The sequence below is a fragment of the Halorubrum sp. AS12 genome (genome assembly GCF_051122765.1).
Classification (GTDB): Archaea; Halobacteriota; Halobacteria; order Halobacteriales; family Haloferacaceae; genus Halorubrum; species Halorubrum trapanicum.
In genome coordinates this window covers 1,086,049-1,099,596 of the sequence record NZ_CP185385.1, presented here as the reverse complement: position 1 = coordinate 1,099,596, position 13,548 = coordinate 1,086,049, and the positions used below count along the sequence as shown (strand labels likewise).

12 protein-coding genes are annotated in these 13,548 nt (G+C 55.5%); 7 read left to right on the top strand and 5 right to left on the bottom strand.

Annotated elements, in window-relative coordinates; translation table 11 throughout:
- The first annotated feature begins 298 nt into the window (after positions 1–298).
- The 3 genes from ACODNG_RS05550 (at position 299) to ACODNG_RS05540 (ending at position 3,980) form a co-directional block, all read left to right on the top strand.
- Positions 299–1,210: an NAD-dependent epimerase/dehydratase family protein gene (locus ACODNG_RS05550; protein ID WP_434522763.1), complete on the top strand. Its 912-nt coding sequence runs from the start codon at positions 299–301 to the stop codon at positions 1,208–1,210.
- 67 nt (positions 1,211–1,277) lie between these two features.
- Complete coding sequence (locus ACODNG_RS05545) at positions 1,278–1,841, top strand: metal-dependent hydrolase (RefSeq protein WP_434522762.1); 564 nt, start codon at positions 1,278–1,280, stop codon at positions 1,839–1,841.
- Between the two features lie 195 nt (positions 1,842–2,036).
- Positions 2,037–3,980 carry an ATP-binding protein gene (locus ACODNG_RS05540; RefSeq protein WP_434522761.1) on the top strand — a complete coding sequence of 648 codons (1,944 nt, stop codon included), beginning with the start codon at positions 2,037–2,039 and terminating at the stop codon, positions 3,978–3,980.
- Positions 3,981–4,579: 599 nt separating this feature from the next.
- Here ACODNG_RS05540 and ACODNG_RS05535 read toward each other — a convergent pair.
- Positions 4,580–6,499 carry a hypothetical protein gene (locus ACODNG_RS05535; protein WP_434522760.1) on the bottom strand — a complete coding sequence of 640 codons (1,920 nt, stop codon included), beginning with the start codon at positions 6,497–6,499 and terminating at the stop codon, positions 4,580–4,582.
- 340 nt (positions 6,500–6,839) lie between these two features.
- Here ACODNG_RS05535 and ACODNG_RS05530 point away from each other — a divergent pair, with 340 nt between their 5' ends.
- From ACODNG_RS05530 to ACODNG_RS05515, 4 genes are all read left to right on the top strand, one after another.
- Positions 6,840–7,754: a DUF58 domain-containing protein gene (locus ACODNG_RS05530; RefSeq protein ID WP_434522759.1), complete on the top strand. Its 915-nt coding sequence runs from the start codon at positions 6,840–6,842 to the stop codon at positions 7,752–7,754.
- A gap of 232 nt (positions 7,755–7,986) precedes the next feature.
- On the top strand, positions 7,987–8,268 hold the full coding sequence (locus tag ACODNG_RS05525; RefSeq protein ID WP_434522758.1) for a hypothetical protein: 282 nt from the start codon (positions 7,987–7,989) through the stop codon (positions 8,266–8,268).
- Positions 8,265–8,786 (top strand): hypothetical protein, encoded by a 522-nt coding sequence (locus ACODNG_RS05520; protein WP_434522757.1) that lies wholly within the window; start codon positions 8,265–8,267, stop codon positions 8,784–8,786. The genes ACODNG_RS05525 and ACODNG_RS05520 overlap by 4 nt, the downstream gene beginning before the upstream one ends.
- 124 nt (positions 8,787–8,910) lie before the next feature.
- Complete coding sequence (locus ACODNG_RS05515; RefSeq protein ID WP_434522756.1) at positions 8,911–9,681, top strand: hypothetical protein; 771 nt, start codon at positions 8,911–8,913, stop codon at positions 9,679–9,681.
- Between the two features lie 77 nt (positions 9,682–9,758).
- Here the strand turns inward: ACODNG_RS05515 and ACODNG_RS05510 are convergent, their stop codons facing one another.
- Genes ACODNG_RS05510 through ACODNG_RS05495 form a run of 4 tightly spaced genes read right to left on the bottom strand, consistent with a single transcriptional unit; the run spans position 9,759 to position 13,431 of the window.
- Positions 9,759–10,748 (bottom strand): AAA family ATPase, encoded by a 990-nt coding sequence (locus tag ACODNG_RS05510; RefSeq protein ID WP_434522755.1) that lies wholly within the window; start codon positions 10,746–10,748, stop codon positions 9,759–9,761.
- Positions 10,741–11,856, bottom strand: coding sequence for a DUF4350 domain-containing protein (locus ACODNG_RS05505; RefSeq protein WP_434522754.1), 1,116 nt, complete (start codon positions 11,854–11,856; stop codon positions 10,741–10,743). Before ACODNG_RS05505 ends, ACODNG_RS05510 begins: the two co-directional genes overlap by 8 nt.
- The gene (locus ACODNG_RS05500; protein WP_434522753.1) at positions 11,857–12,132 is read right to left on the bottom strand and encodes a hypothetical protein; all 276 of its coding nucleotides are present in this window, start codon (positions 12,130–12,132) and stop codon (positions 11,857–11,859) included. It abuts the gene before it with no gap.
- 60 nt (positions 12,133–12,192) lie between these two features.
- The gene (locus tag ACODNG_RS05495; protein WP_434522752.1) at positions 12,193–13,431 is read right to left on the bottom strand and encodes a hypothetical protein; all 1,239 of its coding nucleotides are present in this window, start codon (positions 13,429–13,431) and stop codon (positions 12,193–12,195) included.
- Positions 13,432–13,548 lie beyond the last annotated feature (117 nt).

Here is a 13,548-nt window from a genome sequence, read left to right as displayed (position 1 = left end):
TGTAAATACTGAGAAAGAACTATACTGTATCATCTCTATCACTAACCCATGTCAGAGACCCCAGATGGGCCACGCTGTAAATGCGGACGACGGATCCCACGCGGACTCACGGCAGCAGCCCAGTGCGACCGGTGTCGAGACCAGCAGGGTAACCGCTAGCTACCGACATCGGATCTGAGAGCGTCGATCAGAGTGGCGTGCTCTCTTGGTGCGACACGTCTGGAGAGCGACGGCGCGACGACTGTGCGATCCTTTCACTATCGCAACCCTTTCACCGAACCGTTGAGCAACGATACGTATGGACGACAAACGTGTGCTCGTCACGGGCGGAGCTGGCTTTATCGGCTCGAATCTCGCGAACCACCTCGCTGACCACAACGACGTGATCGCCGTCGACGATTGCTACCTTGGAGACCCCGACAATCTTTCTGACGACGTCGAGTTCCTCAACGCCTCTGTCGTCGACGATGACTTCCCTACCGACGTCGATGTCGTGTACCACCTCGCGGCCCTCTCATCATACAAAATGCACGAAGACGACCCCGCACAGGGCGCTCGGGTCAATGTCGAGGGGTTCGTGAACACGATCGAACAGGCCCGACAGGATGGCTGTGACACCGTCGTCTACGCGACCACCTCGTCGATCTACGGCGATCGCACCGAACCATCACCGGAAACCATGCCAGTGAAAGCCCGCACCGGGTATGAAGCCTCCAAACTCGCCCGTGAGCGGTACGCAGAATACTACCACAACTTCCACGACATGACGCTGGCGGGCATGCGGTTTTTCTCGGTGTACCAGGGCTTTGGTGGGGCCGAGGAACACAAAGGCGAGTTCGCGAACACGGTCGCACAGTTCACCGATAAGATTGCGAACGGGGACCGCCCAGAGCTGTTCGGCGATGGCAGCCAGACGCGCGATTTTACCCACGTCGACGACGTCGTCCGCGCGTGTGAACTCGCCGCCGACCACGAACTTCAGGGAATCTACAACGTGGGCACCGAAGAGAGCTACTCGTTCAACGAGATGATTGAGTTGATCAACGACGAGCTTGGGACCAACGTCGAACCCAAATATATCGAAAACCCCCTGGACGAGTACGTCCACGACACGATGGCTGACTACTCAAAACTCCACAAAGCCACTGGCTGGGAGCCCAAAATTGCGTTCGAAGAAGGCGTGTCGCGGGTGTGTGAGCCGTATCAGTAACCACCTCGGGGTGGATTAGTTCTCCCGATCAGCTACCCTTATCCACGTCACTCACTATCCTACTCCCGTGCTTCCATTAGGCCACCTCGCTTTTGCGTATCTCTGGTACGCACTGTATGCGGCCAGCAGCACCCATCGGCTCCCCGCTCGTCTTGCGCTTCTTCCGCTTGCGTTCGGAAGCCAGTTTCCAGATCTGATTGATAAACCACTCGCCTACATTGGGGTCCTCACGTACGGTCGCTCACTCGCCCACTCGCTGTTCACGTTCGCTCTCTGTTCACTTGCCCTCTGGTGGATCACAACCCGGCTTCGTGGGCGTTGGAGTGCCGAGACGCTCGCTGAACGACTCCGAATCGTCACCCCCGCAGCGTTCGCGATCGGCTACGCCAGTCACCTCCTTGGCGACACCTACCGGTTCTTGCTCGCAGGCGATTTGTGGGCAGCACGTTTTCTGGTGTATCCGCTGTTTCCCGTCCCGGAGTCTCCAAGTGACGATATCGCGCCGTGGGTTCGGCTCTTCGAGATCTACCAAGAGATGGGAACACATCCTCAGATCTCTCTCATCGTTCTTGCGGTCATTGTGTTTGTGGGACTTCGCGTGCGTCAGTACCTGGCTTCCTCGCCGCGCTAATCCGGTGGAATCGCTGACTGATCGGAGTCTCCGCGAAATCACCGTTCAGCATTCTTTGGTCGGTGCGTAGTCGGCCGCTGCGCGCGTCGCTATCCGAGGCTATATCTAAACATATCGTGTCCATTTAACTAATGCTCGACAGTACTGAACTCAAAACATCGGGTATGGAGGCCAACTTGAGTTACTGCGGCGTGGATGCCACACCACGACCGCTCGGTTCTTGCTGCCCACGAGATCTCTGTTGTTCTCGTCACAAATACTATCATTACGGGTGTAGTGTGCCACGGTATGCCGAGCGATGTGTCTGTAGTACACGTTGACGACGATCCTGGGATTGTGGATCTGGCGGCGACGTATCTCGAGCGGCAGGATGACCGGATTACGGTGACCACAGCAACAACGGTCTCGGATGCGCTAGACCAGATAACAGCAACCACAGACTGCGTAGTGTCTGATTATGAGATGCCGGGGATGGACGGTATTGAACTCCTCAGTACAGTGCGCGCGGAGTATCCAGACCTCCCATTTATTCTGTTTACCGGCAAGGGAAGCGAAGAGATTGCGAGTGAAGCCATTTCTGCGGGCGTCACTGACTATCTCCAAAAAGGGCCCAACGTCGAACAGTACACACTACTGGCAAACCGGGTCCTGAACGCGGTGACACAACGTGAAGCAGAACAGCGGGTCGACACAGAGCGGCAGCGATTTCAATCGCTCTTCCATGAGCTGACACAGCCGGCGGTAGAGGTAGAATATGACCGTCAAGAGCCAATTGTTCAGGCAGTCAACGTCGCGTTCGAGAACGTGTTTGGGTATCCTGCCTCAGAGATTGTTGGCCACTCACTTGACGCAGCTATTGTTCCCAAGCATGACGGAGACACTGACTCACAACTCAACCACCTATTCCGCAACAGCGAGCAGCTTGACTCACAGGAAGTCACACGGCAAACGGATCGTGGTCCACGAGAGTTTCTTATCCAGATTGCCCCGCTTGATGACCAGTCGGGTGGGTTCGTCATTTACACGGATATCACTGAGCGGAAACAGCGTGAACAAAAACTCAGCGCGCTCCATGATGTTGCCGAAAAGTTGGCACAGAGTGAGACGAGTGATGCGGTCTGTGATCGGACAATAACCGCAAGCAAAGAGATTCTCTCGTTTGATCTGAGCGTGATTTCTCTCAAGGATGGTGACATGCTCAAACCAAAAGCGATCTCTGAAGAGGTTGCTCCAGACGGGTTGGCGGCAATGTCAATCTCGGAAGGAATCGTGGGGAAAACCTACCGCACAGACGAGTCGTATGTATTTGATGATCTCACGAGCGTTCCAGAGGCCAACCCGCAAGGGCCGTACAAATCAGCGATTAGTGTGCCTATCGGTGACCATGGCACGTTTCAAGCGGTGGCGACGACGCGCAACGCCTTTACCGAAAGTGACCTTGAACTCACAAAACTACTTATTCGGCACACGGAAAATGCGTTAGATCGGTTACACCGAGAACAGCAACTACACCAAAAGACAGAGCGGCTCAACCAGTTTACTAGTATGCTTAGCCACGATTTGCGGAATCCACTTAACGTCGCAACGGGGCATACTGAGCTTCTCCGCGACGAGTGTGACAGCGAGCATGTCGATAATATCGCACAGGCACAACACCGCATGGAAGAACTGATCGAGAATGTCCTCACACTTGCCCGGAATAGTGAGAAAGATCCTGGATTCGAGGATGTATCGATCGCCAGTGTCGCCGAACGGGGATGGCAAAGCGTGGAAACTACCGACGCAACATTGTCTGTTGAGTGTGAGGGTGTTGTTTCCGCAGACCCGAGTCAACTCCAGCAGCTGTTTGAGAACGTGTTCCGGAATGCGATTGAACACAGTAGTGGGTCGGTCACCGTAACTGTTGGAGCGCTCGATACTGGGTTTTATATCTCAGATACGGGACCAGGTATTCCAGAAGATGAGCGCAATGAGATTTTCACGACTGGATATTCGACGATAGCGAGTGGAACCGGACTTGGACTGGCAATCGTCTCTGAAATTGTCCAGACGCACGGTTGGAAAATTGAGGTCTGTGATAGCGAACACGGCGGCACACGATTTGAGATTACTGATGTTAATACTGTTATAGACCGATGAACTATACGTTGTAGCGGCTCAGTTGAACTCTCATTCTTCAGACTCATTATTGTCTGAAACACCCGATCGCTGAAGAGTGCGAATTCAGCAATAGGCCATACTAACAGGACCTGGCGGCTGGCCATCATCCAAGTGTACTATCCCCTGCTTCACTACAACGAATCCCGTCTGAAACTGCTGTAATTGTAACGAATCCCGTGTCAATACACTACTGACCAGAGTGCGAAATATGTACCCTGTATTGACCGCACCCGGATCAGAATGTATCATCTGTTGAGGATTTCAACAGAGCCGTTGTAGCAGTTCTACGGGGATGTTAAAAATACGAGCGCATACCCCCGTCTGTAGACCTGTCTCTTACCCATAAGTTCACGGAGCCCCCAAACAGACGTTTCAGACGCTGTCGGACCCAATCTACAATCGGAAGATCGAGGTGAGGAGTGATCCGGGCGATGATCTCGGCGGTGGGAGGGTTACTGAATGTGGTAAACGATATCAGCAAATTCGGTCCATAGGAGTGTTACATCTACAGATTTTCGAGGTTTCGGTCGGATTTATTGACTCGACTGCGACTTGATTTGTGGGTAAGAGACAGGTCTTCAGGCGCGGGAGGAGGTCAATGAGGGTAGCATCCCAATTACCGTTTGAGCAGTTTCAACGGATACCGAGTCAGGAGCGAACGTCGCTTGCTCGTACGCGGTGGTGAGCTGATACACTTGGTTGGATTCGGAGTGATCCGTAGTCTGCCACTGCTCATACAACTCCCAATGCGTCTGTGGTACGTCTGAGGCATCCCGTGTTGCGTGTGCTCTGAACGCGGCGTACGCAAGCTGGACGGCCGCATCTGGATCATCAGCATCAAGAGCAATCTGCGCACGATCGATGAGTGACATGTCACCCGTCGCTTCTCCGTCGTCACTTACCACGGTGGGTGACGGCTCCCCAATTTGTGTCTCTGCCGTTGTCGCGGTTGCTGACTGTGTCGCAGTCCCCGCTCCCCCGAGACGGCTGCGGAGTTGGGCCCAAACCGTCCCGTCTCGCCACCGACTCACGAGCAAGCTACCTCCAACTACCAGGATAAGTGTCCCTCCCACGAGTGCCGGGCGACGAAACGGACTTGTCGACGATACAGGCAGCGTCTGCTCTGCTGTACTGCCTTCGAGACTACTCCCGGTGGCAGCAAACTGAACGGTAAGTGTTTGGGCCTCTTCAGAGATGGCAGCCCGATCGATGGTCGTTTGGTACCGTCCAGTCGCGTCTGTCTCGACAGTTCCAACGGTAGTGTCCGCAAGTCTAAGCTGTAGTGACCGCTCCGCAAGCGGTTCGCCCTCGTCGGTTGTGAGTGTGCCAGCAACCGAAACGTTCTGCGCATCATTCTCGTTGTCAACCGTCTCAACTGAGAGTGTCGTTGGTCTCGAGGAGACGGTTAGTGGCACCGTTGTGTTCGATGGTGTAAGAATCAGGTCCTCGGTGGCAAGCCCAACGCGGAGTGTCGTCTCACCGGCCGGGATCCGCTCGGGCAATACTGTTTGGAGCGTAAAGCTGCCATTGGCTGTTGTCTCAGTTTGCGCCAGTTGCTCTCCGGCAACCTGGAGTGTGACCGGCAGTCCTGCGCGTGATTGTGTGTCCCCCTCAGTGATATTGGCATACCCAGAGACATTGACCGGATCTTCAAACCGAGCCTCTGTGGTCGCATTCGTCACCGTAACCGATGTAGCTGGTTGCCCATGGACAGAAATGTTCGTTGTGGCCGTACTCGATAAATACGGCGCTGCCGGATCCGGCGTGTATGTTGCTGTGAGCGCTGACGCATTTGGCGCCACGACAAGTGGCTGATACCTCGCTGTATACGTGCCATTTGCCTCAGTGCGAGTCGTGACTGTATCCTCACCAATCCCAACCTGGATCGTGGCATTTGCGATCGCCGTTCCATTAGCAGCCGTCAGCCGACCACTCACTGCTGTTGGCTCTGTGGCCGATAGGTTTGACTGCGCTGGCTGGACAGTCAGATTTGTTTCCGTAAATTCACGAGTTGCAACGGCGCCAGCTGCTTGAGTGAGACGTCGTTGACTCGTGTTGAGTGAGTCTTGTGCGGGATCAAAATTTAGATTGGATTGTGTTTCGAGTGTCTCGTACTGTTGGTTGAGTGTCGTCGAACTCTGATTCAGTTCGCTCGCATTCTCGACGATATTACGGGCGAGTGCCCGTGCCTCCGTATCATTGCCGTTCGCAACAGCCTGCTCATAGGCGGCGGCTGTTTGGTTGAGCTGCTGGGCCGACGCAATGATCTCACGCTGCTGTTCGCGCGTGAGATTAAATTGTGCCGCCGTCTCTTCTAGGTCAGTATCGTCTGCGACAGCGGAATACTGCTCTAATAAGACATCATACTCGTCGCCAAGGAGGGCCTGTCCAGTCTCATACTCCTCATCGCTGGTGGCGACGGCACTCGCGTTGAGCCGAGAGCTAAGCTGTCGAGCAAGGTACGCCCCAACTTGCTGGCTGTCGCCGCCTTCAGACACTTCTGTTGGGTTCTGATGTGACGGCGTAGTGTTTGCGTCCGTCGAATTGAGTGGCTCGGGAGCAGATGTCGTCGCACTCGCAGTAACCGCCAGTCCACTCACGAGAATGATCGTAGCCACGACGAGTGCGAAACGACGCATACGAGCCGACACAGTTGCCATTTAATGGCGACCATATTAAAAAGCGCGACGACAGTCGCTCAAAGAGAGAAAGAACACCAGCCATCCGGACCGATTCCAATTTTATCATACGCCACGTAGGTCACGGGGCCTGCCGTGAGCAAATCCCGCCACAGCTGAGAAGCCAAGTTTCAATTTCCTCCGCGCTGAGACAGAGATAATGGAGGTCACTGAGCAGTGGTGGACGCTTGCGAGCGCCGGCCTGCTGCTAGTCGGCCTTGGAGTCCTCGCAGACCAACTTGTGTTTCTCGCCGCCGCAGCGGGCCTTGGTGCGTGGCTACTTGGCGGGGCCATCACTGCCAGCCAGTCATTTAGCACACAGCAGCGACAGCTCTCTGTTGAGTACACACTTGACACCACGACGGTATTTGTCGATACAAAGACCGAACTCACGCTTCGTGTCTCCCGTCCTCCAGAGACGGCACAGGAACCACTCGTCATCGACGCCGAACTCCCTCCTGGCATCGCTGCTGAGACTGACTATCCTTCTGTCGCGCTCAAGGCCGGAGAGACAACTGGGACAACAACCTGTACGATTTCCCCTTCCGTTGTTGGCCAGTTCGAGTTCTCGCCCGTAGCAATCACGATCGGTGACCGATACCAGCTGTATACGGTGACACTTTCGCACACGGAGACACCTACGTTAACGGTCCAACCTCACACGCCAGAGCTCCATATCGGTCAAGGCGGGACCGGCGTCCAAAGTGCGTATGGGCAACATCGCTCAGATCGTCCCGGTCCTGGCGTGACAACCCGGGAGCTGCGTGAGTACGTTCCGGGCGATGACGTCCAACAGATCGACTGGAACGCAACGGCTCGTCTTGGGGAGACATACGTGCGTGAAACAGAGGGCGAAACAGACCGCCAAACGCTTCTCATCGTGGACCACCGCCACCGCATGGCTGCCGGGACCGACGGCGGGACAATGCTCGAGTACGCACGTGAGGTTGCTGGTGGGATCGCACAGACAGCCGCGGACTACGGCGACCCACTGGGTCTTCGTGCGGTCGGTCCAGCAAGGAATCACAGCCCAAATCGTCGCGGGAACAACGCCACAGACGTACACTCGGATTGAGTCCACACTATATAATCTCCAACTGACGGCCGAGACGAGCACAACAGGCACTCGGTCGGCACCCCAAGCACGCCGGCTTGCCACCCGGCTGGGAGGTGACACAAGCCCCTTTGGGACCGTCCTTGGCGCATACGTTGGAGATCAAAAACAGTACGTTCACCGTTTTCAGGATGACCCGCTTGTGAGTACCATCCGCCAAGCGCACTCAACCGGTGGGGGCGAAGGAATCATTGTGATCGTCACCAGCGATAAAGACCCAGTGAAGCTCCGTGAAGCAGTCAAGACAGCGATCCAGGGCGACAGCCGGATCTTAGTGTTTCTAACACCACACTGTCTGTTCGAGCCACCAGCACTCGCTGATCTTACCGAGCTGTATGATCGCTATCGCGAGTTCGAAGAGTTCCGGCGCGACCTCGAGCGGCACCCCCGAGTCAGTGCGTTCGAGGTGGCACCCGAATCACGCATCCAGCGTGTCCTTGCCCACCGCCGAACAGCAGGAGTGAGAACGCAATGACACAACAGGCATCGAAGCTACCGTACCCAAAAGAACCACCCTTCATCGATGTACGCGCTCGCGATTGGGGAAGCATCTTCGGGCTTGGGCTTGTTGCGGTCACGCTGGTGAGTCTGTCACCGTCGCTCCCGATTGCCTCACTAGTAGTTCTCGGCGTTGCGGGGGTCGTTACCTCGGCACCGCTTGCGTTCGTTCTCGGACAGCTCGCACTCATCCCCGTTTTGAGTGGACTCTCACCAGCTGTCGGCGTCGCACAACTTGGCCTCCTCGCTGTGTTAACAGAGCGAGCCCGGTCGTCACGTGATACGACCACCCTCATGGTGACCAGTCTCGGGTGGGTCGCTCTGATCGCCCTTGTAGTAGGAACAAGCGAGCAGGGGATGCTCATCACAGGGGGGCTGTTGGCTCTCGCTGTCGCGGGTAGCGTATACCTCACGTATCGGGTTACGCTCGTCCGTCTCGACCTTGTCACCCCTGCTGAGCCAGCAGATAACCCAGACTCGGAAACAAAAGGATGATTGGGAGTGGCATGAATCAGAGGATATCATAATGGCGCACTCTGGCGGTACTGAGTCCGCACACTCACCGGCATCTGATGAGTCTTCCTCCACAGCCGACACACCAGAAGCACTCCAGACCCGCGTGGCGGTGCTTGAAGCTGAAAACAGACAGCTCCGCGAGGAGTACGCCCGCGCCCGCCAGACGACGTACCGCCGGACTGCGGTGAGCCTGTTGGTCGTGGGCTTGCTCGGGATCGCTGGAGGCGTTGTGTTTCCCGATGCTCGTACTGTCCTGTTTGCGCTTGGTGGGACAGGAATCTTTGCCGGGGTGCTCACCTACTTTATCACGCCTGAACGCTTCATTTCTGCGGAGATTGGCGGGCGCATCTTTGAGGCAGCTCGTGCCGACCGTGAGGCGACGATTGATGAGTTAGGGCTCCGGGGCGAGCCAGTGTACGTCCCGGGAGATGCGGTCCGGCTATTTGTCCCACGAGACGTAGACGCGCCACTCCCCGAGTCAGTAACCGATCTTGATCTATTTGTCGTGCCTGAGGATCCAACCACAGGTGGCGTTGCGTTTCATCCGACCGGTGTGCCGCTATTCGAAGAGTTTTCCGACACCATGGACCAATCGCTCGGAACACGTCCACAGTCGGCTGCGCCAGTCATCGCTGATGCGCTAGTTGACGTGTTTGAACTCGCAGATAGCGTTGAGTCGGCGGTCGATACCGACACACAGCGTGTCACGTTTGAGATTAGTGGTGCCGGCTTAGGTGATCCGACAGCCATTGATCATCCGATTTCCTCATTTCTTGGCGTGAGCCTCGTTGAGACACTCGGCGAACCTGTTGAGGTCACGGTCACAGAAGATGACCCGCTTACCGTGACGTGTCGGTATGGTCACCGCGAGTGAGCAGGGGCCCGTCTCAAAACGCACCAACAACCCACGTTAGCTGATGTCGGCTGTTCTCTCTGTGAGTCCTCAGAGAGTTACTCACTCGGTACCGCTTGTTCGTCTGTCTCAGCAAACGTTGTGTCGGCGCTGGGGGGCGTCACATCAGCAAGCACCCCATCGATAATTTCGGAGACAGATTCGTCAGCGAGTTCGGCGTCAGTCGTCCGGATCACACGATGCTTGAGTACGGGTGCTGCGAGCGATTTGATATCATCTGGAATCACGTAGTCACGCCCCTGAATCGCAGCACGTGCCTTGCCAGCACTCAAGAAGGCAAGTGTGGCCCGTGGGGAGCCGCCGTGTTGTAACATCGGTGACGCTCGTGTTGCCGCCACGAGATCCAGAATGTACTCTTTGACCGGATCAGCAACGTAGACTTCGGTGACAGCGTCGCTTGCGCGCTGGAGTTCGTCCGGCTCGATGACCTGTTCAACCGCTGACGGACCAAGACCGGGTGCTGTATCAAAGCGGTCAAGCACTTTGCGTTCACCAGCCCGGTCGGGAATCTCAACGGTGTATTTCAGCTGGAAGCGGTCGCGCTGAGCTTCTGGGAGTTCGAACACGCCTTCCATTTCGATTGGGTTCTGTGTCGCAATGACCATGAACGGCGCTGGCAGCTCAAGGGTTTCACCGTCAATCGTAACCGTCGATTCCTCCATCGCTTCCAGCAGCGCACTCTGTGTTTTTGGTGTGGCCCGATTGATCTCGTCGGCCACAACCAGATTTGCGAACACAGGCCCCTTTTTCAGCTGGAATTCACCAGTTGCCTGTTGGTAGACGTTTGTCCCGACGACGTCAGCGGGCACCATATCGGGTGTCATCTGAATCCGACTATACGAAAGCCCAGATGCCCGCGCAAAGGCGTTAGCAATCGTCGTTTTTGCGACGCCGGGTACTCCCTCAAGCAAGAGGTGCCCATCAGTCAGTAGTGCGATCGTTAGCCCTTCAAGCACCTCCTCGTTGCCAACAATGACATCGCCAACTGCCTCACGGAGCGTCTCGTATAGCGCCTCGGGACTACTCATCTTGTTCGTCTCGTGACCGCTCAGATAAAACAGCTGTCATCACCTGCTGAAGCTGTGCCTCGTCAAGATCAAGTTCAGGATACTCTTCGTGAACTGTCGTCCGAAGTGTCTCTGTATCGAGATCGATTGTTTGTGTTCCTCCGGAGCGGTCCCATACCCAATGGGGAAGTCGCGACAGCACGCGCGCTGGGAGGAGTGTCTCGACAGCGCCATTCACTGTACCCTCACGGATGCGGCGCCACCCAAGCAGCCACAGACCGAGCGTGGCGACCCCCCCACTAACTTGTAGGAGTGGCGATGACCGAAGCAGCACCACCGCGCGCGCCAGCGGCGGCTGTGTGCCCGCGTGTGAGTAATCGAGAATCACTTGCCCGTGGGTGTCGACGAGTTGCGTCGCAAAGACGCGATTATCCGGCTGTGTCAGCATCGAATTGATAAAGATGCTGGGGTCGCTGATTGTGATGATCTGGCCTTCTTCGATGGGCTCGACAGCGACGACGGGATACGCACCAAGTTCATCGCCAGCCGAGAGATTCCCAGTCGCATTCCGATCAAGATAGGAGAGATCAGAACTCGTCACGATTGGGGTGGCATTCCCTGGTTCGACCGCAGTGGCTCCGTTGAGCGTGAGCTGTGAGACACCTCGGGTGTACGGCGTCGTCGTCACATTTGGGGCGAGCGGGAGCGACGGTCCGCGATAATATTCCTGTTCATCACGCAGTTGGGCTTGGTTGAACCGTGCGTCAGCCCCAATTGCCGCAAGGAGCGGATTGCTGTGTGGACCGAAGTCATCGGCGATGACAACGGTCCCACCCCGCTCGACGAACTCTCGGATGCGTTGTGATTCGTTGGCTGAATACGACTCTGTGGGCGCCAGAATAATCGCCACGGCGTCTGTCGCGTTCTCTGTCTCGTATGAAGTCGTGTCAAAGACGATCCGGCTGTCTAGACGCTCATCAATGAGCGTTCGGAACTCACTCGTTCCGTCCCACTGGGGATTATACGCTCCAAACGAGGCCGTAGAGGTGCCTGCGGCAAAAATAAGCGCGCCTGCGAGGAGCCCGATGAGGACGTACAGTACGAGTCGTGGAAGTGGTGGCGTTCGCATTTAGAACGTCCCCTCTGGTAGAATTTCGATAATACGCCGAATGACGATGTAGCTGAACCCCGCAAGTCCGGCAAGGATCACTGGCAGCAGTCGTTGCCGCCACCGCGGTGTGACATTGAATGGGGCCGTAAGCTCAACAACCACGAGTAGACCAATGAGTGACACGACAAAAAACAACTCGAGTTCTAACGCGTCGAGCGCAGTCAGTAGAAGAATCACGCTCACCATCCACGCAACGAGTGCATATACGAATCGTCGCCGTTTGTCGAGTGCCATTGAGTCGGGTATTCCAATACGCGTAGTGGAACGCTTTTAATATCCTTGTCTCGGCAGATCTCAGTTGGCTCGTCTGAATCGGTGGAACGCACTCCCAAGTACAACGGTCACTAGAATCAGTTGGACCGCGTACAGCGGCGTACTATCCTCTGTTCCATCTGCTAAATCTGTATCGTTGTTCGGTGAAATGGTCCCGTCACTATCATTTCCGGTCGCGTCCGAGCTATTATTGGTCGCAGAATCGTCTGTTCCGTTGTCTGTACCGTTTGTGGACGTCCCGGTCGAATCTCCACCTGTGTTGTCGGAGTCATCTGTACTGTTTGAGTCATCCGTACTGTCGGTGGTATCTGTGCTGTTCGATCCATCAGATGTGTTGGTAGAGTCGTCCGTACTGTTGGTGTCATCTGATGTGTTGTTCCCATCATCTGTGGACCCAGAAGAATCATCACCATCTTCACCATCGTCGTCCGACGATCCATTATCTGTATTGTCGTCTTCAGAGTCCTGTGTCTCAGCCACTGTAAGCGAGTGTGCGTCGCTCAATCCGATTAGTGACGGTCGACCATTCACCGTCTCTCCACCACGCACACGCACTTGGGCCTGATACTCACCCTCGTCAAGTGAGGGAAGTGTGCCCTCGTATTCGTTTGTCGCCGTCTTTTCGAGGGTAGTTGATAGCTCCTCGTTGTCATTCCACACAGTCAGGTTGACCTTCTCAACTGTCGTTGCTTCGAGTGTTGTCAGCGAAACATCTACGGGGGGGGTTTCAGACGGTGCCACATCGGCATTCGATGGGGAAGAACTGTTGATCTGTACTGAGGAGACATCGTGGGAAGCAATAACGACCGGCAACACTGATTTGACGAGTTGTTCGTTCGGGTCCCAGATATTAACCGCATAGCTGCCGGGCGATTCTGAAGAGACATGATGTTTAAATGGCGTCTCAGCCTCATCAGTCCTATTTAATATCTTAGCGTCCAGCGGCGAATCTGAATCTCGAAACTGAATTACGTATTGTTCGTCTGTATTCGGAACCGTGGCTGTCCCCGTGAGTACTTCATCGGGTTCAACTACCGCGGTCTGGCGTACTGTGAGTTCACCGTCGGTAAATTCATTTGAAACTGTTTGGGTAGGGGTAGTAACGGTTGAATCTGACTCAAGTGAGAACTCAGCAGGTGACTGACCAGCAACACCAATGGCCCCGACAGCGATACCAACGCACAAAAAAACAGCGAGGAGGGCATAACTGGTTTCCATGTCGTAGTTGGGTGGATAGAGCAGTATCAGTTTTGTGATCACACTGGTAGCAAGGCGAAAACTCACCCATTCCCGGATGAGCGGATCTCAGTGCCCCGGGAAACGGGAGTTCACGCTGTTCAGTATGGCGTACCTAATCCACGGAGGACCGACAGGTAG